This is a genomic window from Stenotrophomonas sp. CC22-02 (genome assembly GCF_004365115.1).
GTDB classification, from domain to species: Bacteria; Pseudomonadota; Gammaproteobacteria; order Xanthomonadales; family Xanthomonadaceae; genus Stenotrophomonas; species Stenotrophomonas forensis.
The window spans coordinates 1861628-1884464 of sequence record NZ_SOCO01000001.1; the positions used below are offsets into that span (position 1 = coordinate 1861628).

Sequence of the window (22837 nt, forward strand, 5' to 3'; positions counted from 1 at the left end):
GCCCGCCGGAGCTTTGGCAACGTTAGTCACCGGTATTGGAACCATGCACCGTCCGCCACCCTTGCTGTCAAGCAGGGTGGCTCCTTCGCGTAACGCATAAGGAAACCGCCATGAGCGCCGACCGCTACCCGTACCTGTTCGCCACCCTCGGTGATGTCGCCAGCCAGTTGCCCGATACCCTCGCCCGGCCGTTGGAAACCACCCTCGCCGCCAATCCCGCCGCCAACGGCATCACCCTGCTGGACTGCCTGCAACGCATCCGCGACGTGGAAGCGGCCGACGGCCAGCGATTGCAGCGCAAGGGGCGCGCACCGGGGCAGTGCGTGGCACTGGCGCGCATCAACCGCGCCAACGCCGGCCTCACCGTGCTGCTGGAACTGCTGCATGCCAGCGAGCGCGTGCGCGTGGATGGCGAAGAGGCGCAGCAGGTGGGCAACGACGTGCGCGAGGGCCTGCTGCTGGCGTGCAGGGGCCTGTCGGAATATGTGGACACGCAGGTCTACGCGGCCTGAGCGATGGCGCCGGGCGCTCCCCGGCGCTACCCACAGGCGCACATGGCGTCATTCCGCCGCCAGTGCCTGGATCGGGTCCAGCTGCGCCGCGCTGCGCGCCGGGAAGTAGCCGAAGCCGAGCCCGATCGCCGACGAGCACGCCAGCGCGGCCAGTACCGGCCCAACAGTGAACAGGAACGGCACGCCCAGAGACAGCAGGCTGGACAGCGCCCCCACCGCGAGCGCGAACAGCACGCCCAGCACGCCACCGAACAGGCAGATCAGCACCGCCTCGATCAGGAACTGGCGCAGGATGTCGCCCTGGCGCGCACCCACCGCCAGCCGCACGCCGATCTCGCGCACGCGCTCCTTCACCGACACCAGCATGATGTTCATCACCCCCACCCCGCCCACCACCAGCGCCACCGCCGCAATGGCGGAGACCAGCGCGGCCATGGTCTGGCTGGACTTCATCACCGCCTTGCGGATCTGGTCGGCGTTGTAGATGAAGAAGTCGCGGCGCCCATGCAGGCGTTGCAGCTCGGCCCCCAGCGAGGCCTCGGCGGCGTTGGTGGGCACATTGTCGCGAACGCGCACGGTAATGCTCTCCAGGCGCTGGCTGCCCAGCAGCCGCGAGGCGGCCGAGGTGTACGGCACGTAGACCGTTGGCGTTGCGCCGCCGGCAAAGGCATTCGCCCCCACCACCCCGATCACCTCCACCGGCATGCCGCCCAGCAGCACCGTGCTGCCGATCGGGCTGCCGGCGAACAGTGCCTTCGCTGCCTTCTGGTCAACCACGCCCACGGCGCGATGCGCGTCCACTTCTGCAGCGCTGAAGAAGCGCCCGGCCTTCAGCCGCAGCCCGCGCACGCGCGGCAGATCCGCGCCTACGCCCAGCACCTGGGTGTTCGCGCGACGGCTCCCCTGCAACGCCGTCACCGACCCGCTCAGGTTGGGGCTGACACTGTCCACGTAACTCAATGCGGCCAGGTGGTCGGCGTCGCCCACCACCAGTGTCTCGATCTCCGCCGAGCGCGGGTCGCCGAAATCGGCGCCGGGGTAGATCTCCAGCGTGCTGGCGCCCAGCTCGTTGATCTGCGACTCCACCTGCGTCTGCGCACCCTTGCCCAGCGCCACCACGGTCACCACCGCAGCAACGCCGATGATGATACCGAGCATGGTCAGCAACGTGCGCAGGCGATGGGCCAGCATCGAACGCACGGCCATCCGCGCCGCTTCGCGCACTGCGTCCATCCGGGCGTGGCGTTCGGCAAGCGGCGCAGGCCTGTGTTCGGGTGCGCGTGCGGAGTGCGCGGCCTGCGTCCTGCGTTCGCCCCGGTCGGCCACCACCCGGCCGTCGGCGATCTCGATCACCCGTGCAGCGTTTGCCGCAATCGCTGCGTCGTGCGTCACCAGGATCACCGTATGGCCCTGCGCGTGCAGGCGCTTCAGCTCGGCCATCACCTGCTGGCCACTGGCATGGTCCAGCGCGCCCGTCGGCTCATCGGCCAGCACGATGGCGCCGCCATTCATCAGCGAACGCGCGATGGACACGCGCTGCTGCTGGCCGCCGGACAGCTGGCTCGGCCGGTTCGCGGTGCGCTCGCCCAGGCCCAGCGTTTCCAGCAGCGTGCGCGCACGGGCAGTGCGCGTATCGGCATCCACGCCGGCATACACCGCCGGCAGCGCCACGTTCTCGGTGGCGCTCAGGTTCTCCATCAGGTTGTAACGCTGGAAGATGAAACCGAAATGCTCGCGGCGCAGCCGTGCCAGCGCATCCGGCGCCATCTGCTCGGTGGCCTCGCCGTTCACCCGGTAGCTGCCCTCGGTCGGCCGGTCGAGGCAGCCGAGGATGTTCATCAGCGTGGATTTTCCCGATCCTGACGGGCCGATGATGGCGATGAATTCACCGGCATCGATGCGCAGCGAGACGTCCTTCAGCACCACCACTTCACCGGCGGCGGAGCGATAGGCGCGCGACACCCCGCGCAGTTCCAGCAGTGCCTCGGCCATGCTCACATTCCCAGCAGGCTGGTCGGCTCGGCGTCGGCGCCGCTGGGCGCCTGGCCGACCACCACGTTCTCGCCCTCGCGCAGGCCGGTCAGGATCTGCACGGCAGTGGCGGTGCGCAGGCCGGTGGTCACTGCACGTTCGTGCACGCGCCCCTTGGCATCGACCACCTGCACGGTGGCGCGCTGGCCCTGTGTGTCGTCCGACTCGGTCAGCGCGGTGAGTGGCACCTGCAACGCATTGGCCGCCCGCGCCAGCTGCAGGGTCACCTTCACCGTCATCGACGGCTTCAACGCCAGGCCCGGGTTGGCCACGTCGAACAGGCCGGCGTAGTACACCGCCTTCGGCGTCTGTGCAGCGCCGCCCGCAGTGCCGGTGGCCGCCTCGGCAATCGAGGACGGCGCCGGTTCCAGCTGCTGCAGGTGGGATTCATAGCGGCGTCCGCTCGGCCCCAGTGTCGAGAACCACAACGGCTGCCCCGGCGCCACCAGTTCCACATCGGCCTCGGCGATCTCGGCACGCACCGTCATCGTGTCCATCTGCGCCAGCATCACGATGGTCGGGGTGGTCTGCATCGAGTTCAACGTCTGCCCGGCCTTGGTGACAATCGCCACGATGTACCCGTCAGTGGGCGAAACGATGCGGGTATAGCCCAGGTTGATCCGTGCGGTTTCCACCTGGGTCAGCGCCTGGTCGATCTGCGCCTGCAGCGCGGCCACGTCGGCACGGGCGGCATCACGGGCCACCCGTGCGGTTTCAAAACCTTCCTGCGAGACCAGCCGCGACGCCACCAGCTGCGACTGCCGCTCGAACACACGGCTGGCCTGCACGTAGCGGGCCTGGCTGGCGGTGTGCTGGGCGCGCAGCGTACTGGTGGCGGCCTCGGCGCTGCGCAGCGCGATGCGCTGTGGCTGCGAATCGACCTCGGCAATCAGGTCGCCGGCCTGCACGCGCTGGCCCAGCACCACATGCAGGCGCTTGACCTGCCCGGACACCTGCGCACCCACCGCCACCAGCTCCTTGGGATTGACCCGGCCGACCGCCTGCACGGTCTTTTCCAGATCGGCCACCCGGGCCGGCGCAGTGATCAACGCGGCCTCGTCGCCCTCGGCGAGTACCCACGCGGCGGCGCCGGCAGCCAACGCGGCCACGGCGGCAACACTGATCCAGGTCCTGCGGTTGCTCATCGAAACGCCCAGCTGCACGCAGTCGCCCGGTGCGACCGCCGAGCCCCCAGTCTGCTGCCCGCGTGTGGACGTCTTCTGCAGCCAGCATGGAGATTGCGTGGAGAGGGCGCCGCCGTTCAGGCAGGCGGCCCGCAGCTGAACGTGGCGGCGCGTGTCCATGAAATCTCGACACAATCTCGACCGAGTCTCCATCAACGGCCGCTAGCCTCGTCGGCCTCGCCGACTGGCCGCCACCGCAACGCTGCGCATCACGCAATGAAACACGCCCTCCGTACCCGCCAGCCACCGCTGGTGCTGATTGCCGAGGATGAAGGCGAGATCGCCGACATCCTGGGTGCCTACCTGCACCGTTCCGGCCTGCGCAGCGCCCGTGCCGCCGACGGCGAAGCCGCCCTCGCCGCCCACCGCCAGCTGCGCCCGGACCTGGTGCTGCTGGACGTGCAGATGCCCCGGCTGGATGGCTGGCAGGTACTGAGCGAACTGCGCCGGCGTGGCAACACCCCGGTGATCATGCTCACCGCGCTGGACCAGGACGTGGACAAGCTGACCGGCCTGCGCGTGGGCGCCGACGACTATGTGGCCAAGCCGTTCAATCCGGCCGAGATCGTGGCGCGCATCCAGGCGGTGCTGCGCCGCAGTGCCAGGACGGTGGCCGAAGAACCCAACGGGCTGATCCGGCAGGGGCCGTTCGAGATCGACCTGCGCAGCCACGACGTGACCGTGCGCAGCGGCGACCAGGCGCATGCACTGGCCTTCACCCTCACCGAGTTCCGCCTGCTGGTGCACATGGCCCGCGCGCCACGGCAGGTGCATGCGCGGGTGGACCTGCTGCATGCCTGCCTGCCCGAAGGCGATACCCAGGAACGCACCGTCGACAGCCATGTCAGCAAACTGCGGCGCAAGCTGGAAGAGGTGGGTGTGATCGGCATTCCCGCCACCATCCGCGGCGTCGGCTACCGCTTCCTGGACTGAATGATGAACCCCAAAGGCAAGAGCATCGGACGCCAGATCACGCTGTCCATCACCGTTGCCTCGCTGTGCTCGACGGTGCTGTCGATCGGTGGCTTCTACCTGTTCTATTACCTGATGGAGGTGTTCTATCCGCGCTGGTATGACCAGCCGGAAACCATCATGCCGTCCGGCCTGGAATGGCTGTGGATCGGCCTGACCGCCAGCGTGGTCGTGATCTTCGCCACGCTGGTCGCCTCACGCCTGACCCGGCGCATCATCACCCCGTTGAACTCGGTGGCCGAGAGCCTGCGGAGGGTGGCCAGCGGCGATCTGGACGCGCGTGCACGCGGCGGTGACACCACGATGGCTGAAGCGGCCGCGCTGGTCAGCGATTTCAACTCGATGGCCGAGCGCCTCAGCCGCATGTCCGAGAACCGGGTGTTCTGGAACGCGGCGATCGCGCACGAACTGCGTACGCCGATGACCATCCTGCGCGGCCGCCTGCAGGGCATCGCCGAAGGCGTGTTCGAACCAGGGCCGGAACAGTTCAACAGCATGCTCACCCAGCTGGAGGGCCTGACCCGCATCATCGAGGACCTGCGCGTGGTCAGCCTGGCCGAGAGCGGCCACCTGGACCTGCGGCTGCAACGCAGCGATGTCAGCGTGCAGGTGGCGGCGGTGGTCGAAGCCATGTCCGAGGCACTCACCGAAAGCAGCTTCTCGGTCACGCTGGAGGCGCGCCCGGCACTGGCCGACTGCGATCCGGCGCGCATCCGCCAGGCGGTGCTGGCGTTGCTGGAGAACGCACGCCGCCATGCCATTCCCTGCCCGCTGCAGGTACGCGTCATGCTGGCCGAAGGGCATTGCACCGTGGCCGTGGAAGACGGCGGACCGGGTGTGCCAGATGAACTGCGCGACAGCATCTTCGAAGCGTTCCAGCGCACCGACGTCTCACGTTCACGGCAGAGCGGTGGCTCCGGGCTGGGCCTGGCGGTGGTGCGCGCGATTGCCGTGGCCCATCACGGAACGGCGCGCTGCCGCGCCACCGAGCGGGGCGGCAGTTCGTTCGAACTGCGCTGGCCGGTGCACGCGCGGCGTTGAAGCTCGGGTAGCGGCCCACCCTGGTGGGCACCACGCCCTCCGCTGAACACCGCGATGTTCTCCACGCAACCTCCATCGTCCCTCCATGCCCGCTCCAAACGGCTGCCGATACTGGGCATGACCGGGGAGATGGCCGGCATCCATCCCCTGCCCTGTCTCCGTCCCCTCCAGGCATCCCGATGAAACACCCCCACGATCCGGCGGCCGCCGCCGGCAGCATCGGCCAGCAGAATGCGGCCGCTACCCTGAAAGCGATCCTGCGCACCTATCCCTGGCAGCTCACCGGTACGTTCTCGCTGGTCGCGCTAGAGAACGCGCTGCTGCTGGCCTACCCCCTGTTTGCCGGCTTCGCGGTGGACGCGATCATCCGCGGCGACATCGGCCACGCCCTCTCCTATGCCGGCGTGGTGCTGTTGTTCTGGCTGGTCGGTGCCGCCCGCCGTGCGGTGGATACGCGTACCTTCACCCGCATCTATGCCGACCTGGCAGTGAATGTGGTGCAGGCGCAGCGGCGTCTCGGCCAAGCGACCTCCACCTCGGCCGCACGCGTGGTGCTGGCGCGCGAGTTCGTCGACTTCTTCGAGAAGCACGTGCCGATCATCGCCACGGCGCTGGTGTCGATGTTCGGCGCAGCCGCGATGCTGCTGGCGATCGAACCCCTGGTCGGCGCCGCCAGCCTGGTCGCCCTGCTGGGCGCGCTGTTGCTGCTGCCATCGTTCGCGCGCCGCAACGAGCAGCTGCATGGGCGCCTGAACAACCGGCTGGAACATGAGATCCGCCTGGTCGACCGGGTCAGTCCCTCGGTGCTGCGCCGCCACTACACCACGCTGTCGCGACTGCGCATCCTGCTGTCCGACCGCGAAGCCGGCGCCTTCGTGGTGGTCGGTGCAGCGGCCGCGGTGCTGTTCGCGCTGACCATCGGCCGCCTCGCCACCACCGACGGGGTGACCCCGGGCCATGTGTACGCGGTGATGACCTACCTGTGGACGTTTGTCGGCAGCCTGGATGATGCGCCGTCGATGGTGGACCAGCTGGCGCGATTGAAGGACATCGGCCGCCGGGTCAGCCCGGGCATGGATGATGCGGAGCACGACCGGTAGCTGCCCATCAGGAATGAGCGCTACCCAGAGGCCACCGTGCGCCCGCACATTGCCAATGCTCCGATGATCAATGCTTCCATGCTGCGGTCGAACTCGGCCTGCTGTGCCTTCCGATCCAAGGTCCGACGCGTGGTATCCACCAGCGCATGCCGGGAATACACGGTGTCGGCCAGAGCCACGGCGTGATAGGCCACGGTCGACAGCAGCCATGCCGCCTGTTCCAGCGGCAGGCCATGCACGCGACTGAATTCGGCATGGTGGCGCTGGATACGCGCCAGCATCTCCGGCGTCTTCGCGCCGTGGCTGACCAGGAACGGGGCCAGGCCCGGATTGTCATCCACCAGCGCCCGCAATGAGCGCTGGAACGCACGCAGATCATCCACGATGCTGCGCTGCCCAGCGGCATACAGCGCCGGTGCCTGCCAACGCTCGAAGATCGCCTCGGCCACCAGCTCGCGCAGTGCCGCCAGATTCGCCACATGCTTGTACAGCGCGATATGGCTGACACCCAGTGCCGCCGCCACGCCGACGAAGCTCAGCCCCGGCAGCGTCATGGCAATGCCGGCGTCGACGATGCGCTCGCGGGTGATGCTGGGCGGTCGCCCACGGGCAGCGGTCTTTTTTGGTGCAGCCATGCGGTAACGGTTCCTGCGTGATGCGCGGGCAAGGGCTGTCATGGTGGTCCGCCGCCACGCAGTGGTCAACGCGTCGCGTGTCGTTCGGACAGGCCCGGGTTGCGGTGCGATCAATTTAGTTTACTATGATGTAACTAATTCGCATCTGCAGTGTCCAGGATCGTTGTCGATGTCCGCGTCCCCCACTTCAATCACCCCCGCCGGGCCGCTGCGCAGCGCCGACCATGATCGCGGCCTGCAGGCGCTGCAGGTCCAGGTGGTCGCGGTTGTGCAGCCGTGCGCCAGCCTGCTGCGCCTCCTGGTCCAGCTACCGGAACACGCAGAACTTGCACCTTGGCAGCGTGCCAACACCGCGGTGCGCATCCAGCTGGGCGCCGGGTTCGGCGATGTATCACGGATCTATACCGTGCGCAGCGTCGATGCCGCCACTCGCCAGTTCACCCTGGACATAGTGCTGCACGAGGCGCCGGGGCCGATGCTGGCGTGGGTACGTGCGCTGCGCCCCGGTGATGCCTTCGATCTGACCGGGCCGCGCCCCCATCTCCAGGTGCCGCAGCGCGAAGGCACCTGCGCGCTGCTGTTCGCAGACCAGAGCGCCATCCCAGCCCTGTTTGCCCTGCTGCAGCAGTGGCCTGTCGGTCAGCGTGCGCAGGCCTGGGTCAGCTCGGAGGATGCTTTCCCGGTAGACGAGCTGCCGCACCCCGACGGTGTCTGCGTGCATCGCCTTGCCACCGGTGACGCACCCTTGCTGCAGCACGCGCGCCAACAGCAGCCGCAGCCTGGCAGCACGGTCTGGGCAGCCGGCGAGCGCGAGGAAATGCGCGCCCTGCGCCGCCACTTCATCGAAACGGTCGGCCTGCCACGCACCGATGTTGCCGTTGCCGGCTACTGGAAGCGTGGCGAGACCACCACCGAAACCGACCGGCGTCGCCGCCGCAACTACGAGCGCGTGCTGGCGCGCGGCGGTGGCCTGCAGGACCTCGACGACCTCGCCGACGATATCTGATCCACACGACAGCATCCGCGCCACGCGCTTCGTTCCACCCAGCCACAGATCGCCCACGCACCTCGCGTGCAGCACTGCCCCAGCGGCAGCGCCGTGCCCTCTGCCAGCCATTCCACAGCCCGCGTCGTCCTGCCCCTGCAGGTCACCGACGGCGCCGTGCTGGCCGATCGCACGACCCACCACACGAGAACCGCCATGTCCCTCCCCCTGCGAACCCTGCCCCTCCCACGCCGCTCCGCGCTGTCCGTGGCCGCACGTGCAGCGTTGCTGCCCACCCTGTTGATCGCCATCGCCGCCCACGCCAACGATGCACCCGATGGCGCCCGCCAGTTGCCCACCGTGAACGTGCGCGCCGACAAGACCGCACCCACCGATGCCTATGCGGGTGGACAGGTCACGCGCGGCAGCCGCGTCGGCCTGCTCGGCGAGCTCGACTTCATGGACACGCCGTTCAACACCACCCGCTACACCGCCGAATTCATCGACAACATCCAGGCGCCGGACCTGGTACGGGTCATCGCGCTGACCGACCCCAGCGTCTACAGCAGTGGCTCCAGTGGTGGCATCACCGACTACTTCAACATCCGCGGTTTCGGTGTCGCCTCGTCGGATATCGGATTCGGTGGCCTCTACGGGCTGATTCCCTACTACCGCGTCACCCCGGAACTGGCCGAGAGCATCGAGGTGCTGAAGGGCCCCGCCGCGCTGCTCAACGGCATGCCGCCGGGCGGCTCGGTGGGCGGTGCGGTGAACCTGGTGCCCAAGCGCGCTGGCGACACGCCGTTGGCCCGCTTCACTGCCAGCTACGGCAGCGACGCGCAGTGGGGCGGTCATCTGGATGTCGGCCGCCGCTTCGGCGCGGGCAAGCAGTTCGGCGTGCGCCTCAATGCCGTGCACCGCGACGGCGACACCGCCACCGACCACCAGCAGCACAAGACGCAGCTGGCCTCGCTCGGCCTGGACTGGCGTGGTGAGCGCTCGCAGGTGTCGCTGGACCTGTTCAGCAGCCGCGACCATGTGGATGGCCTCAACCGTGGCGTGTCGCTGTCGCCCGGCCTGGCCGTGCCCCGCCCGCCGAAGGCCAGCACCCTGTTCGCACCGGACTGGACCTTCAGTACCGTCAAGGACCAGGCCGCCGCGCTGCGCTGGTCGTTCGACATCAACGACCACCTGCAGGCGCACGCCAGTTACGGCCACGGCCACACCGATTTCGACTCCATCGCCAGCGCCACCACGCTGATCACCAACACAGCCGGCGACTTCCGCAACAACTTCGCGCACCAGCGCTTCATCTACAGCAAGGACACCGCCGAAGCCGGCCTCTCGGCACAGTTCCACACCGGTGCTGTCGATCACGCGGTGGCGATCAGTGCGGCGTGGTACCAGCACGACCAGAAATTCGGCTTCAAACGCAACCTGCTGGCCAGGGATTGGGTGACCAACATCTACAACCCGCAGTGGGGCCCGGCCATTGATCGAAGCTTCAGTGACGCGTCGCTGCCGAAGACCGCGGAAGTGCGCACCACCAGCGTGGGTATCGCCGATACGCTGTCCTTCATCGATGATCGCGTACAGCTGACCCTGGGCGTCCGTCACCAGACCGTACTCAGCGATACCTTCGATGGCAGCACCGGCAAGCGCACCGCACGCTATGACGCCAGTGCCAACACTCCAGCCGGTGCGCTGCTGTTCAAGGCCAGCGATCGCCTGTCGCTGTATGCCAACTACATCGAAGGCCTGAGCCAAGGCAGCACCGCCCCGGCCACCGCCGCCAACGCTGGCGACGTGTTTCCGCCGTACAAGACGCGCCAGCGCGAGGTCGGCGCCAAGGTTGACTTCGGTCGCCTGGCCAGTGTGCTGAGCGTATACGAGATCGAGAAGCCCGGCGCCTACACCGACCCGTCCACCAACGTGTTCTCGTTCGGCGGCCAGCAACGCAACCGTGGCGTGGAATGGACCGTGTTCGGCCAGGCCACCGAACAGCTGCGCGTGCTCGGCGGCATCGGCTGGCTGCAGCCGAAGCTGACCCGCACCCAGGGCGGCATCAACCAGGGCCGCCTGGCCACCGCCACCCCGCAGTGGCAGGGCAAGCTGGGCGTGGAATGGGATGTGCCCGCCGTGGCCGGCCTCACCCTCACCGGCAATGCAGTCAGCCTGTCCAAGGGCTACATCAACGCAGACAACAGCCAGTGGGTGGCGGGCCGCACCGTGTTCGACCTCGGTGCCCGCTACGCGCTGCAGGCCGCCGGTCTCCCGCTGGTGCTGCGTGCCACCGTGCAGAACCTCACCAACAAGGCGTACTGGGCCGGCAGCCTTGGCTCCGGGCTGGGCACGCCGCGCACCGCCCTGCTGTCGGCCACCGTCGATTTCTGATGCCTGATACACGAGCGCCCCGCCATCGCGCAGGGCGCCCCGGAGAACTGATGTGAGCGTTTCCCGTACCGCTTCCGTGCTGGCCTGGCTGCCGCTGGTCTCACGTATCCTCGCCGCGCTGTTCGGTGGCTATGCCTTGGCTGCGCTGTGCAGCATCGCCGCACTGGCGCTGCCCATCGATGGCCGCCAGGCCGTGTTCAGCGGCATGCTTGCCAGCTTCCTGCTGTATGCCGGCGCCGTGGTCTGGGTATTCGCAGTGCGCTCGGCATGGCGTGCGTGGCTGGGCCTGGTCATGACCGCGTTGCCGCTGTGGTTGATCGCACAAACGGTTGGCGACGGAGGCGGGGCATGAGCCAGGTCGATCGCTCCCCGAAGCCACGCGGTATCCGCCAGACCATGTCCGACCTGCATATCTGGGTGGGGCTGCTGGCCGGCTGGATCCTGTACGCGATGTTCCTCACCGGCACCGCCAGCTACTTCCGCGACGAGCTCTCGCGCTACACCCGCCCGGAGATCGCCACACCGTCTACGTTGCCGGACGCGGCTGCGGTCGCGCAGCGTACCGTCACGGCGATCATGGCCGACACGCCTGCAGCCAGCCAGATCAACCTCAGCCTGCCCAGCCAGCGCATGCCATGGGTGTCGGCGATGTGGGCCAGCCCGGGCGGACGCGGCCGCCACGGTTTCGACTCGGGCCTGTTCGATGCCAGCACCGGTGCACCGCTGCAGGCCCGCGATACGGGTGGCGGCGACTTCTTCTACGCCTTCCACTTCAACCTGCACTACATGCCGGCCATGTGGGGCCGCTGGATCGTTGGCCTGTGTGCGATGTTCATGCTGGTGGCCATCGTCAGCGGCGTGATCACCCACAAGAAGATCTTCGCCGACTTCTTCACCTTTCGCTGGGGCAAGGGCCAGCGCTCGTGGCTGGACGGTCACGCCGCGGTCTCGGTGCTCGGGCTGCCCTTCCATTTCATGATCACCTGGAGCGGGCTGGTGATGCTGGCGGTGCTGTACATGCCGTGGGGCCTGGCCAAACTGCCGGACAAACGCCAGCAGGCCGAAGTGATCAGCGAGATGCGCCTGTTCCTGCCGCCGCAGAAGGCAGCAGGCCAGCCTGCTCCGCTCACCCACGTCGGTGCGCTGGTGCAACAGGCCGAGCAGCGCTGGTGCACTGGCGCTGCAGGCAGCGTGCAGGTGCAGAATCCCGGCGACGAGAACGCACGCGTGGCCGTGGTGCGCGCGCAGTCCAGCCGTGTTTCCACCACCCCGAACTACCTGCTGTTCGACGGCAGCGATGGGCAGCTGCTGCAGATCAAGGAACACTCAGGCGTCGCCGCCGATACCCAGGGCGTGCTGTATGGCCTGCACCTGGGCCGCTTCGCCGATGCCGCCCTGCGCTGGCTGTACTTCATCGTCAGCCTGGCCGGCACCGCCATGGTCGGCACCGGGCTGGTCCTGTGGACGGTCAAGCGACGCGCGCAGCTGCCCGATCCGCAACGGCCCTACTTCGGTTTCCGCCTGGTCGAGCGGCTCAACATCGCCACCGTCGCCGGCCTGTCGGTGGCGATGGCCGCCTACCTGTGGGCCAACCGCCTGCTGCCCGTCACCATGGACAGTCGCGCGGCCTGGGAGGTGCATCTGTTCTTCCTGGCCTGGGCGGCCATGTTCGTGCACGCCACGCTGCGTACACCGAAGCGCGCGTGGATCGAACAGTTCCTGCTGGCGGCACTGCTGCTGGCGCTGTTGCCAGTACTGACTGCGATGACCACCTCGCACCCACTGTGGCACGCGCTGGCGATGGGCGATTGGGCGTTTGCCGGGACCGACCTGACCCTGCTGGCATTGGCCGCCCTGCACTCATTGTTGGCTTGGCGCACCTGGCGGCATGCGCCAAAGGCGAAGCGCGCACGGCCGTCTGCAGCGTCACGCAATGCGGTACCGGAGGCCGGCGCATGATCCACCTCATTCTATTCGTGTTGTCAGTGGCGGCGTTCGCCTGCCTTGCACTGTCAATGGAACGCCATCAGCGGGACGTGGTGCGTCGCGTGCTGAGCGCGCAAGCGACCCAGCAGCTGCGGGCCATGGGGTGGGCGCTGCTGGTGTTCAGCACCGTATTCGCGATGCGCGGGCTGGGGGTGGGATCTGGTCTGGCCGCACTATCCGGCCACACCAGCGTGGCCGCCGGCGTAGTGGTGTTGGCGATGGTGGCGCATGCACGACGATATCGGTAGATGCCCACCAGACTAGTTTGGAATTGCTTCGGTAGGTGCCCACCTTGGTGGGCACGAATGCCCGGACGCTACAGGAACGCGGCCATGCGCTGCAGCTCGTCGTCCAGCGCGCCACGAAACACCTTGTCGCGGGCCAGCGACCTGCCGGCATAGCCCACGCTCGATACCAGCTCACCGTCGCGCACGCTCAGATTGGCCCAGCCCACCACCTGGTCGTGCCACAACACCGGCAGTGCGTAATAGCCGTACTGCCGCTTCGGCGCAGGCGTGTACGCCTCGAACTTGTAGACCCACTGCCACAGCAGCTCGAAGCGGCGGCGGTCCCAGACCACCGGGTCGAACGGCGCCAGCAGGCGCACCTGTTCGTCCGGCGCATGACGGCGCGAGCGCGGGTTCTCATCCGCCGGCCAGTACCAGGTGGTGCCCTCCAGCGTGCAGCTGGCCAGGTGCTGCCTGGCCAGCGCCAATGCCTTGCGGGTCTGCTCGGCCAGATGCGGTGCGCCGTAGCCGAGCAGGCGCACCAGATAGGTCAGGCTGGCCGCGGGCAACGGCGCGTACTTGCGCACCACCAGGTCGATCAGGGCGGCGGCGCGTTCGATCTGCGCCTGTTCGCTGGCATCGGCTTCGGTGTGCTCAGCCACCGCATAGATGCGCGTGCCGCTGTCACGCCGCTGCACACGCAGCAGGCCGCGGTAGTGCATGCCATCGAGCAGATGGGTGCTGGCATTGCTGGTGCCGCCCCAGTAGTTGGTCACCCGACCGTGGGCGAAGGCCTGGTCCACCTCACGCGGGTGCACGCTGCCGCGCTCGCGCACGAAGGCCAGCACGTCCGCCGCGCGGCGCTGGGTTTCGGCGTCCCACGCGCGCCTGGATACGCGCGGATGCATCAGCGCCAGGTGCTCGCGTGGCAGGAAACCGTAATTCACCAGGCAATCCTCTTCCACCGGCAGGCGCGCATAGCGCCGCTCCAGATCCCCTGCGCGATAGTCCTTCACCCGATGGCGCAGGGTCAGATCCTGCGCGCGCGCCGGCGCACGGATCGGGTCGGCCTGCACGAAGCCCAGGCGGCGGATCGCGGTCAGCAGCGTGGTGGGTCTGAACAGCGTGCGTGCTACCGCGTAGCGGCGCAGATCATCGAGGGTGGGCGTGGCAGGCATGGTCGCATTGTAGATCCACGCCATGCGTGGATGGGGCCTTGGCGAACCGTAGAACGGCATCCACGCATGGCGTGGATCTAGCGAAGCTGCAGCACCTCCAGCGAGCCGATCACCAGCGCACGCATGCCCTGCCTGAACTCGGTGATCACCTGCCCCTCTTCGTCATCGGCAATTGCGTAGATCGTGTCGGCACCGGCAATGCAGTAGAACGCGATGGTGGCCAGCAGCCAGCGCGCCTTGTCCAGCGGCAGGCCGAACACTTCGGCCACATGCGCCTGGTGCGAGGCGATCTTGTCCAGCATCGGCGCGGTCGCCACCGCGCGCCGCAGCAGGTACGGCGGCAGCCCGGGGTGGGCCTTCACCACCTCGCACAGCGACGCCACGAAACCCATCAGATAGCCCTCCAGCCCGCCCGGCGCGTCGGCCGAGGCGCGCGGAATCTGCCAGCGCTGGAACACGGTATCGGCCACCAGCCGCTTCAGCGCCTCCAGGTTGGCCACACGCTTGTAGAGCGCGGCCTGGGTCACCGCCAGTTCGGCAGCCACGTTGGCCATGGTCAGGTTCGGCAGGCCCAGCTTGATGCCGATATCGGCCAGGCGATCGGGGGTGATGGTGGGCGGGCGGCCACGGGCCGGCGCCGGGATCTCGGGTTGCATGTTCATACCGTTGCGAGGGTGCCAGCAAATGGACCCTCTTGTCCGCCTCCTGCAATTTAGTTTAATTTACTCAACTAATTCGGAATGCGTCTGGTTCGCAACCACGATGCACGCCGGACTCGAGCCCGTCGCTCACTTCCCGCCAGGTTCCCACCCAGCCGACAACCCTGCGCTGCGCCCTCTCCCCGTGCTTGCCGATGGCAGCGCGCCAGGCGCGTTCGCACCTGCGATTTACAGGAATCTGGCATGACCGTGCAGTTCGTTCGCTCTTCGATCCTTCGTCCAGCCGTGGGTGGTTCCCGCGTGCCGATGCATCCGCCCGGCACGGCGCCGCGCTACCGCGTGTCGGTGCTGGCACTGGGCCTGCTGGCCTCGTTCGCTGCGCTGGCCGACTCGGCGCCGTCCACCCTGCCCTCGGTGCAGGTGCAGGAACAGCGCCGGGTGACCGGCGACTATGCCGGCGGACAGGTGGCCTCCGGCAACCGCGTCGGCCTGCTCGGCGACAAGGACTTCATGGACACGCCGTTCAGCACCGTCAGCTATACCGAGGCCTTCATCCGCGACCGCCAGGCCAGGGACCTGACCGATGTCATCGCCGCAACCGACCCAACGGTGTTCAGCAACGGCGTGACCGGTTCGTGGAGCGAAAACTATTCGATCCGCGGTTTTGCCTCCAGCACCAGCGACACCACCTTCAACGGGCTCAGCGGCATGGCGCCGTACTACCGCACCTCGCCGGAGATGTTCGAGCGCATCGAGGTGCTGAAGGGCCCGTCTGCACTGCTCAACGGCATGCCGCCGGGCGGCTCGGTCGGTGGCAGCGTCAACCTGGTGCCCAAGCGCGCGGGCGAGCAACCGCTGCTGCGGGTCAGCGCCAACTTCGCCTCCGATGCGCAGTTCGGCACGCACGTTGATCTCGGCCGCCGCTTGGGCGCCGACAAGCAGTTCGGCATCCGCTTCAACGGTGGCTACCGCGATGGCGACGGCGCCGTGGGCAAGCAGGGCAAGAAGGTGCAGCTGGGCGCGCTGGCGCTGGACTGGCGCGGCGAGCGTGCGCGCATCTCCGCCGATCTGTACAGTGCCGACGACCGCGTCGATGGCCCGGCCCGTGGCGTTGGCCTGGCGCCGGGCGTGGCCATTCCGCGGCCGCCGCGTAGCGACACCCTGATCAACCCGGACTGGGCCTACGTCGACAGCCGCGACAAGGGCGCGATGCTGCGCGGCGAACTGGACATCAACGACAACCTGATGGCCTACCTGGCCTATGGCACCAGCAAGACCGACTACCGCTACAACGGTTCGATCAGCGCGCAGGTGCTGAACCCGGCCGGCGACTTCACCACGGTGATCGGCCAGCTCGCGTTCGACATCAGGAAGCAGTCCGGTGATGCCGGCCTGCGCGGCCGCTTCCACACCGGAAGCGTCGGCCACCAGTGGGCCGCGAACGTAACCCACTACCAGCACACCCAGAACGACTACGGACGCCGCAGCGTGCCCGGCTGGGACTGGACCACCAACCTGTACCACCCGGTGTGGGGCCCGGCGGCGCCGTTCGTGGCACCGCACATCTCGCATACCGAATTGAAGCTGGACAGCATCGGCTTCGCCGACACCCTGTCTTTCGCCGATGACCGCGTGCAGCTGACCGCGGGCGTGCGCCGCCAGCAGGTGCTGAGCGAGACCTTCAGCGTGGCCACCGGTGCGCGCACCTCGCGCTATGACGAGAGTGCCACCACCCCGGCCTTCGCCCTGCTGGTGAAGGCCACGGACAAAGTCTCGGTCTACACCAACTACATCGAGGGCCTGAGCCAAGGTGCCACCGCGCCGATGACCGCCGCCAATGCCGGCGATGTGTTCGCACCGTTCCGCACCAAGCAGAAAGAGCTGGGCCTGAAACTGGACCTGGGCCGCTTCGCGCACACCTTCGCCGTGTATGAGATCAAGCGACCGAGCAGCTACACCGACCCGGTCACGAATATCTTCTCGTTCGGTGGCGAGCAGCGGAACCGCGGCGTGGAATGGGGCTTCTTCGGTGCACCACGGGAGGGTCTGCGCCTGATGGGTGGCGTGGCCTACGTGCAACCCAAGTTGACCCGCACCGCGGGCGGCGTGAATGAAGGCCGCATTGCGACTGCGGTGGCACAGCGCCAGGCCAAGCTGGGCGTGGAATGGGATGTGCCGGCGCTGGACGGCTTGACCCTGACCGGCAATGCCACCGCCATGTCGAAGCAGTACATCAGTGCCGACAACCGCCTGTCGGTGCCCGGGCGTACCTTGTTTGACGTGGGTGCGCGCTACAGCACCACGATGGCCGGCCGCCCGCTGGCGTTGCGGGCCAGCGTGAACAACGTGACCAACAAGGCGTACTGGGGCATGCCGTTGTTGTCGAGCCTGGCGCTGGGCGCGCCGAGAACCGTGTTGCTGTCGGCGACGATGGATTTCTGAAAGGCATCCACGCATGGCGTGGATCTACTGTGGAGCCGAGCCATGCTCGGCTCCGATTCGCAACTGGCCACCGGCATCGATACGCCATGCCCTCGCCGCTGCATCTTACAAGGATGCGTCCAGATCGCGGCGATAGTCCTCCAGGCGGGCGCTGAGAGCCAGCTGCAGTGCATCCAATGCCCCATCGCTGGCGCTCGCACCTTGGCGCAACGCACTCTCGATCTCGCCGCACTGCTCGGCCAGCGCCTGCTCGCCCATCATCTGCAATGCCCCCTTGAATCCGTGCACACGCTCCAGAAGCGCTGCAGTGTCCCCGTTGGCGCGTGCATCGAAGATGGCCTGAAGATCCTGGTCGCCGGTATCAACAAAAATCCGGCGGATGCCTGCGGGAATGTCGCGAGGCACCGGCACCGCAGCGGGCCCCGCCTCCCGCTGCTGGCCGCGTACGTGGTCCGCTGGAGCGTTGGTGCGGGCCAGGGCAACCTCAAGCCGGTCCAGGTTGAAAGGCTTCAGCAACAGATCATCGATGCCGGCAGCAAGGCAGCGCTCGCGTTCACTGGCCAGCGCCGTGGCGGTGATCGCCAGGATCGGCAGCGACTGGCCGCGCTGACGCAGGTCACGGGCCAGGGCATAGCCATCCATCACCGGCATGTTGATGTCGGTCAGCACCGCACGGTAGTGACCGTCCTTCCACAGTTCCAACGCCTCCGCACCATTGCCGGCAGCGTCCACGGCGAAACCGATCTCCTCCAGCTGCTGCTGGATCAGCTCGCGGTTCACCTCGTTGTCCTCCACCAGCAGTACGCGCCCGCGCGCGGCCGTTGCTCGTACAGGCTTCACCACCGCCACGTGGCCACCCGCTCTTTCGCCGGGCCCCAGTGCCTCAAGCACGGCCTCGCTGGCATAGCTGCTGACCTCGATGCAGTCGCCACGCGCCTCCGCGCTGAGCGGGCCCTGCGCATGGGCATGCACGGTGCGCGCGTAGCCCTGCATCAGCTGCTGCTCTTCATCGATGCTCCACGCGCGGTGGTCGCCCACGATCAGCAACGCGTCGCCGCCCTCGTCGTCGCTCTGCGGGCGGTCGAACACGGTGGCGGTCGCCCCCCACGCGACCAGCAGGCGCTCCATCTCGGCGCGCCATTCGGGTGTGCTCGACAACACGGTCACCCGCCGGCCGAGCAGCGGTTGCGTGGGCGGTGGCTGCAACGCCTGTACCTGCATCGGCAGCAGCAGGGTGAAGCTGCTGCCAACTCCTTCGGCACTTTCCACCGATACCTGCCCGCCCATCGCCTGGGCGATCTGCTGGCACAGCGCCAGGCCAAGCCCACTGCCACCGTAGCGACGCGAAACGCTGGCGTCGGCCTGCTGGAACGGCTGGAACAGCTGCGCGGTCTGTTCCGGGCTCATGCCGATGCCGGAGTCGATGACCTGCACGCGCAGCTGAGCACCCTGCCCCGCCGAGTGGTGCAGTTCTGCCTGCAGCAGGATGCGCCCGGACTCGGTGAACTTGACCGCGTTGCCCACCAGGTTGGTGAGGATCTGGCGGATGCGGTGTGCATCGCCCACGCACAGCTGGTCGGCCGCCGCGTCCACGGTGAAGTAAAGGCGCACGCCCTTGCGCAACGCGTCGGGCGCGAACAGCAGTGCTACGCCCTCGATCAGCGGCCGCAACGCGAAGGGCACGGGCTCCACATCCAGCTGGCCGGCCTCGATCTTGGAGAAATCCAGCACGTCACTGATGATGCGCATCAGCGCGTCGGCCGAGAAGCGGATACGGTCCAACCGCTCGCGCTGGCCTGGCTGCAGCGGCGAACGGGCCAGCAGCTCCAGATGGCCCTGCACGCCGTTGAGCGGTGTGCGGATCTCGTGGCTCATGGTGGCTACGAAGGCGGACTTGGCCCGGTTGGCCGCTTCGGCGGACTGGCGTGCCGCTTCGGAATCCTCGCGAGCGCGGCGCAGGTTGTCTTCCAGCTCCACCTGCGCGGTGACATCGCGCAGTGCGCAGACCCACACCGGCTGTTCGTCATATGTCGCCTGCGCCATGCTGATCTGAAGCTGGGTGGCAGTGCCGGATTCGGCGGGCGACCATTGCAGTTCCAGCACTTCATCGAGGCTGGCGTTGCGCCCCAACTCGGCAAGGCGCACGTACAGCGGCTGCGGAGCGACTTCGCCGGCCGCGTGTACGCTCTCGACCAACTGGCGCGCAGCGTCGTTCTGCAGCAGCGGCTCACCACTGCCCCTGGCCAGCAGGACCAGCCCTACCGGTGCCGTTCCGATGATGACCCGGCTCAGTGCCTCGCTTTCGTACACGCGTGATGCGTCGACCAGCGCCGGGGTGAACACTCGCCGGTCGATGCGCCGAAGCAGCCACCACAGCAGGCCAATGATCACCAGCGCACTGAGCGCGCGGGCCAACAGATAGGCGCCCTGGCTGCGCCAGATATCGGCCCAGCCGTATGCATGGCTCAGGGTCCAGTCTACGCCCGGCAACCCGCTGGCCAGTACGAACCGACCCTGGCTGTACCCGCGCGGCGGCTGCGCACCTGCGCGCCCCATGTAGCCTGGCTCAAGCCTCGTCAGCAGGTCCTGCTCCTGGCTGGACAGGCCACCGGTACTGAGCACCACCTGCCCCTCTGCCGTGGTGACCAGGTAGCGGCCCTGCTCACGCGCTTCCAGTTGGGCCTTGATGTTGCCGATGGATTCGAACACCACACGACGGAAGTAGGGCCTGGTGCCCTCTGCCAGGGTGACCCTGCCGACCAGCGACGGCTGGCCGGTGAACGGGTTGATGCCATAGCGCGACAGCAGGCGCCCCTCGCGTGCGGCTTCACGGATCGGGCCGGGCCGCGGCGGTACCTGGCGGGCCTGTGCTTCTTCCTGCAGCAGCCGTGCAAACGCCTGCCGCCGGGTGGTCACGCCCAGCGTCTGCAGCAACTGGGATTCGTCACCGATGTTGGACACCGCCAGCAACCGCCCCTGCGGCTCGTACGCATAGACCAGCAGCGGCCCGGAGGCGTTCTGCGAGGTGATCGAATCGGCTGTGTAGGCCGAGTAGATGTCCACCATGCCCAGGTACGCAGCCAGCTCCTGTTCCGGCAACGGATCGTCTTTCAGCCCCAGCACCAGCCAGGGCACGGCAGTGCGTCCTTCGGCACGCACCAGCACTGCTTCGCCCTGCGCGTGGAAGCGTCCGGCCAGCGCTGTGCCGGTGGCAATCAGCCCCGGGCGCTGGTCGCGCCACAACACGTCATTTCCATTGATGGAAGTGGCATAGGCACGATCACGCTGCAGCAGGTAGTACTCGACCGCAGCGCGTGCCTCGTTGAACGAGTGCCGCTCCCGGTCATGGAACTCCCCGACATCGGCGAAGGAACTGACGATGGCGGTCAGCATCACCAATACGGTGATCAGCGCACCACCGCCGAACAACAGCCGGCGGCGCAGCCGACGCAGGTCGTCCAAGCGTTCGGCTGCCGCACGCCTGCCGGGGCCATGCACTGCGTCTGAGCCTGACATGACCGTGATCCTGATGTGAGTGCCCCTGCAATTTATCCGATTGCAGCACGGGCTGTCAGGTTGGAGGCGGGTGCCGGCAGGGCCTGCGATGGCCACCGCGCTCCGGACCGCATCGCCACCGGCGATCAATGATCGGGCATGACCCGTGCCGCCATCCGCCCGTCGCTTCCTCCGCGCATCGCCACATGACTGCCACGCCGCCGTTGCCTGAGCAGCGACGGCCGTCCTGTTGTCAGGCGTGAAGCCACGCGTATCCGGCCAGTAGCGCCAGATGCCCCACGTAATACCCGTAAAAGGCCCAGCGCCAGCGCGGCACCTTCCATTGCACGCGGGCAAGCAACAGCACCACCGGAATGGCCAGCAGCGCCCAGCCATTGTGGTTGGCCCAGCACACCGCTGCGAGGCCGACCAGCAGCAGCCACCACGCACGATGGCGGAACGCCAGCCACCCCAGCAGCACGAAGCCGACGCCGGCCCATTGGTAGTCCACCAGCATCGGCAGCACGCCGGCCGCCAGCAGCAGCAACAGCGGGCGATTGCTGGCCAGCGCGTGCACCGCCACCGCAGCCAGCGCGAAGGTGAGCAGAATGTTGAGCGGCAGCCAGAAACCAAAGGCCCAGGCATGCAGCGGCTGGGCGATCAGCCCCCACAGGGCCAGGCGGCGGATCGACCTGGGCAGATCGGCGCCCGGCTGGGCCAGATTGCACGCCATCACCAGCGCGAACAGGGGAAACGCGATGCGCCCCAGTTCACTGATCACTGGCAGGTAGCCCGCGTAGACCACCTTGGCCACATGGTCGCCCGTCATGGCCAGCAGCGCGAGCCACTTCAGCAGCTCGCGTGCGCCGCTGCCGAGGGTGAGATCAAATGGACGGTTCCCTGTCTTGGTCTGCTGCATCGCCGAAGCTTATGCGCATCGGCAAGTGCATTTCCATCACCGCGCAAGCAGGCGACGGCGCCGGGCACCACGGCGGGGGGTATGCTGGCAGGCCCCGCCTGTGAGACGCCCGCCATGCGCACCCTGTACCCGGCCATCGAGCCCTACCGCGAGTTCACCCTCGCGGTGAGTGATCTGCACACCCTGCACATCGAGGAGTGCGGTACGCCGGACGGAATACCCGTGGTTTACCTGCACGGCGGGCCGGGCGCCGGCATTTCGCCGACCCATCGCCGCTTCTTCGATCCGGCGCGCTACCGCATCGTGCTGATCGACCAGCGTGGCAGCGGGCGCTCCACGCCGTTCGGCGAGCTGCGCGACAACACCACGCAGGCGCTGGTGGCCGACATCGAGAAGGTGCGTGAGCATCTGGGCATCGAGCGCTGGCTGGTCTACGGCGGCTCCTGGGGCTCGACGCTGTCGTTGGCCTATGCGCAGGCGCATCCCGGGCGTGCGACCGGCCTGATCGTGCGCGGCGTGTTCCTCGGCCGCGAGATCGAAAACCGCTGGTTCGCAGAGGCCAGCGGCGGTGCGCGCTGGATCTTCCCCGAACGCTGGGACCGCTACGAGGCCTACATTCCAGAGGGCGAGCGCGCCGACATGATCGCCGCCTACTGGACGCGCCTGGACAGCACCGATGAGGCCACCCGCATCGAAGCCGCGCAGGCCTGGCTGGGCTGGGAGGACAACGCCGCTACCCTGCAGCACGATGTGGATGCCGTATCCACCGATGATCCGCTGGACACGCTGGCGAAGGCGCGCATCGAAGCGCACTACTTCCGCAACGGCATCTTCCTTGAACCCAACCAGCTGCTGCGCGATATCGACCGCATCCGCCACCTGCCCGGGGTGATCGTGCAAGGCCGCTACGACATCATCTGCCCGCCGCGCAGCGCCTGGGACCTGGCCAAGGCATGGCCGGAAGCGCAGCTGGAGATGGTGACCTCGGGCCACAGTGCGAACGAGCCAGCCACGGTCGATGCGCTGGTGCGGGCCACCGATGCGTTTGCCGACCAGTACGGCCACCGCAGCTGAGCC

At 67.9% G+C, this 22837-nt stretch carries 18 protein-coding genes; 11 read left to right on the plus strand and 7 right to left on the minus strand.

What is annotated here, in order from left to right:
• Nucleotides 1-110: 110 nt before the first annotated feature.
• Entirely contained in the window at nt 111-512 is a 402-nt protein-coding gene (locus N440_RS08630) for a hypothetical protein (protein WP_133934758.1), read from the plus strand.
• Between the two features lie 48 nt (nt 513-560).
• Here N440_RS08630 and N440_RS08635 read toward each other — a convergent pair whose 3' ends face one another.
• A complete protein-coding gene (locus N440_RS08635; protein WP_133934759.1) occupies nt 561-2504 on the minus strand; it encodes a MacB family efflux pump subunit in 1944 nt (647 codons plus the stop codon).
• Between the two features lie 2 nt (nt 2505-2506).
• Complete coding sequence (locus N440_RS08640; RefSeq protein WP_133934760.1) at nt 2507-3688, minus strand: efflux RND transporter periplasmic adaptor subunit; 1182 nt, start codon at nt 3686-3688, stop codon at nt 2507-2509.
• A gap of 255 nt (nt 3689-3943) precedes the next feature.
• Between N440_RS08640 and N440_RS08645 the strand changes: the two genes are divergently transcribed.
• The 3 genes from N440_RS08645 (at nt 3944) to N440_RS08655 (ending at nt 6840) form a co-directional block, all read left to right on the plus strand.
• Nucleotides 3944-4660, plus strand: a complete 717-nt coding sequence (locus N440_RS08645) for a response regulator (RefSeq protein ID WP_133934761.1) — start codon at nt 3944-3946, stop codon at nt 4658-4660.
• Between the two features lie 3 nt (nt 4661-4663).
• Complete coding sequence (locus tag N440_RS08650; protein ID WP_133934762.1) at nt 4664-5740, plus strand: ATP-binding protein; 1077 nt, start codon at nt 4664-4666, stop codon at nt 5738-5740.
• Nucleotides 5741-5919: 179 nt separating this feature from the next.
• Nucleotides 5920-6840 carry an ABC transporter six-transmembrane domain-containing protein gene (locus tag N440_RS08655; RefSeq protein ID WP_133934763.1) on the plus strand — a complete coding sequence of 307 codons (921 nt, stop codon included), beginning with the start codon at nt 5920-5922 and terminating at the stop codon, nt 6838-6840.
• 20 nt (nt 6841-6860) lie between these two features.
• On the opposite strand, the gene N440_RS08660 is transcribed toward N440_RS08655, so the two are convergent.
• The gene (locus N440_RS08660; protein ID WP_133934764.1) at nt 6861-7475 is read right to left on the minus strand and encodes a TetR/AcrR family transcriptional regulator; all 615 of its coding nucleotides are present in this window, start codon (nt 7473-7475) and stop codon (nt 6861-6863) included.
• Nucleotides 7476-7644: 169 nt separating this feature from the next.
• Between N440_RS08660 and N440_RS08665 the strand changes: the two genes are divergently transcribed.
• The 5 genes from N440_RS08665 (at nt 7645) to N440_RS08685 (ending at nt 13088) form a co-directional block, all read left to right on the plus strand.
• A complete protein-coding gene (locus N440_RS08665; RefSeq protein WP_133934765.1) occupies nt 7645-8481 on the plus strand; it encodes a siderophore-interacting protein in 837 nt (278 codons plus the stop codon).
• A gap of 195 nt (nt 8482-8676) precedes the next feature.
• On the plus strand, nt 8677-10854 hold the full coding sequence (locus N440_RS08670; protein WP_133934766.1) for a TonB-dependent siderophore receptor: 2178 nt from the start codon (nt 8677-8679) through the stop codon (nt 10852-10854).
• 52 nt (nt 10855-10906) lie between these two features.
• Entirely contained in the window at nt 10907-11206 is a 300-nt protein-coding gene (locus tag N440_RS08675) for a DUF3649 domain-containing protein (RefSeq protein WP_133934767.1), read from the plus strand.
• Nucleotides 11203-12813, plus strand: a complete 1611-nt coding sequence (locus tag N440_RS08680; protein ID WP_133934768.1) for a PepSY-associated TM helix domain-containing protein — start codon at nt 11203-11205, stop codon at nt 12811-12813. Before N440_RS08675 ends, N440_RS08680 begins: the two co-directional genes overlap by 4 nt.
• Complete coding sequence (locus N440_RS08685) at nt 12810-13088, plus strand: DUF3325 domain-containing protein (protein ID WP_053449847.1); 279 nt, start codon at nt 12810-12812, stop codon at nt 13086-13088. The genes N440_RS08680 and N440_RS08685 overlap by 4 nt, the downstream gene beginning before the upstream one ends.
• 68 nt (nt 13089-13156) lie before the next feature.
• Here the strand turns inward: N440_RS08685 and N440_RS08690 are convergent, their stop codons facing one another.
• Nucleotides 13157-14269 carry a crosslink repair DNA glycosylase YcaQ family protein gene (locus N440_RS08690; RefSeq protein ID WP_243831312.1) on the minus strand — a complete coding sequence of 371 codons (1113 nt, stop codon included), beginning with the start codon at nt 14267-14269 and terminating at the stop codon, nt 13157-13159.
• Nucleotides 14270-14322: 53 nt separating this feature from the next.
• The gene (locus N440_RS08695) at nt 14323-14907 is read right to left on the minus strand and encodes a TetR/AcrR family transcriptional regulator (RefSeq protein WP_133934770.1); all 585 of its coding nucleotides are present in this window, start codon (nt 14905-14907) and stop codon (nt 14323-14325) included.
• Nucleotides 14908-15147: 240 nt separating this feature from the next.
• Between N440_RS08695 and N440_RS08700 the strand changes: the two genes are divergently transcribed.
• Nucleotides 15148-17346 (plus strand): TonB-dependent siderophore receptor, encoded by a 2199-nt coding sequence (locus N440_RS08700; RefSeq protein WP_133934771.1) that lies wholly within the window; start codon nt 15148-15150, stop codon nt 17344-17346.
• A 105-nt stretch (nt 17347-17451) separates the two neighbouring features.
• Here the strand turns inward: N440_RS08700 and N440_RS08705 are convergent, their stop codons facing one another.
• On the minus strand, nt 17452-20862 hold the full coding sequence (locus tag N440_RS08705; protein WP_133934772.1) for an ATP-binding protein: 3411 nt from the start codon (nt 20860-20862) through the stop codon (nt 17452-17454).
• Between the two features lie 232 nt (nt 20863-21094).
• Nucleotides 21095-21760: a TraX family protein gene (locus tag N440_RS08710; RefSeq protein WP_133934773.1), complete on the minus strand. Its 666-nt coding sequence runs from the start codon at nt 21758-21760 to the stop codon at nt 21095-21097.
• Nucleotides 21761-21874: 114 nt separating this feature from the next.
• Here N440_RS08710 and pip point away from each other — a divergent pair, with 114 nt between their 5' ends.
• On the plus strand, nt 21875-22834 hold the full coding sequence (pip, locus tag N440_RS08715) for a prolyl aminopeptidase (RefSeq protein ID WP_133934774.1): 960 nt from the start codon (nt 21875-21877) through the stop codon (nt 22832-22834).
• Nucleotides 22835-22837 lie beyond the last annotated feature (3 nt).

Coding starts and splice junctions, on each gene's coding strand:
- N440_RS08630 (WP_133934758.1), top strand. CDS start 111: ATGAGCGCCGACCGCTACCCGTACCTGTTCGCCACCCTCGGTGATGTC.
- N440_RS08635 (WP_133934759.1), bottom strand. CDS start 2,504: ATGGCCGAGGCACTGCTGGAACTGCGCGGGGTGTCGCGCGCCTATCGC.
- N440_RS08640 (WP_133934760.1), bottom strand. CDS start 3,688: ATGAGCAACCGCAGGACCTGGATCAGTGTTGCCGCCGTGGCCGCGTTG.
- N440_RS08645 (WP_133934761.1), top strand. CDS start 3,944: ATGAAACACGCCCTCCGTACCCGCCAGCCACCGCTGGTGCTGATTGCC.
- N440_RS08650 (WP_133934762.1), top strand. CDS start 4,664: ATGAACCCCAAAGGCAAGAGCATCGGACGCCAGATCACGCTGTCCATC.
- N440_RS08655 (WP_133934763.1), top strand. CDS start 5,920: ATGAAACACCCCCACGATCCGGCGGCCGCCGCCGGCAGCATCGGCCAG.
- N440_RS08660 (WP_133934764.1), bottom strand. CDS start 7,475: ATGGCTGCACCAAAAAAGACCGCTGCCCGTGGGCGACCGCCCAGCATC.
- N440_RS08665 (WP_133934765.1), top strand. CDS start 7,645: ATGTCCGCGTCCCCCACTTCAATCACCCCCGCCGGGCCGCTGCGCAGC.
- N440_RS08670 (WP_133934766.1), top strand. CDS start 8,677: ATGTCCCTCCCCCTGCGAACCCTGCCCCTCCCACGCCGCTCCGCGCTG.
- N440_RS08680 (WP_133934768.1), top strand. CDS start 11,203: ATGAGCCAGGTCGATCGCTCCCCGAAGCCACGCGGTATCCGCCAGACC.
- N440_RS08685 (WP_053449847.1), top strand. CDS start 12,810: ATGATCCACCTCATTCTATTCGTGTTGTCAGTGGCGGCGTTCGCCTGC.
- N440_RS08690 (WP_243831312.1), bottom strand. CDS start 14,269: ATGGCGTGGATCTACAATGCGACCATGCCTGCCACGCCCACCCTCGAT.
- N440_RS08695 (WP_133934770.1), bottom strand. CDS start 14,907: ATGAACATGCAACCCGAGATCCCGGCGCCGGCCCGTGGCCGCCCGCCC.
- N440_RS08700 (WP_133934771.1), top strand. CDS start 15,148: ATGACCGTGCAGTTCGTTCGCTCTTCGATCCTTCGTCCAGCCGTGGGT.
- N440_RS08705 (WP_133934772.1), bottom strand. CDS start 20,862: ATGTCAGGCTCAGACGCAGTGCATGGCCCCGGCAGGCGTGCGGCAGCC.
- N440_RS08710 (WP_133934773.1), bottom strand. CDS start 21,760: ATGCAGCAGACCAAGACAGGGAACCGTCCATTTGATCTCACCCTCGGC.
- pip (WP_133934774.1), top strand. CDS start 21,875: ATGCGCACCCTGTACCCGGCCATCGAGCCCTACCGCGAGTTCACCCTC.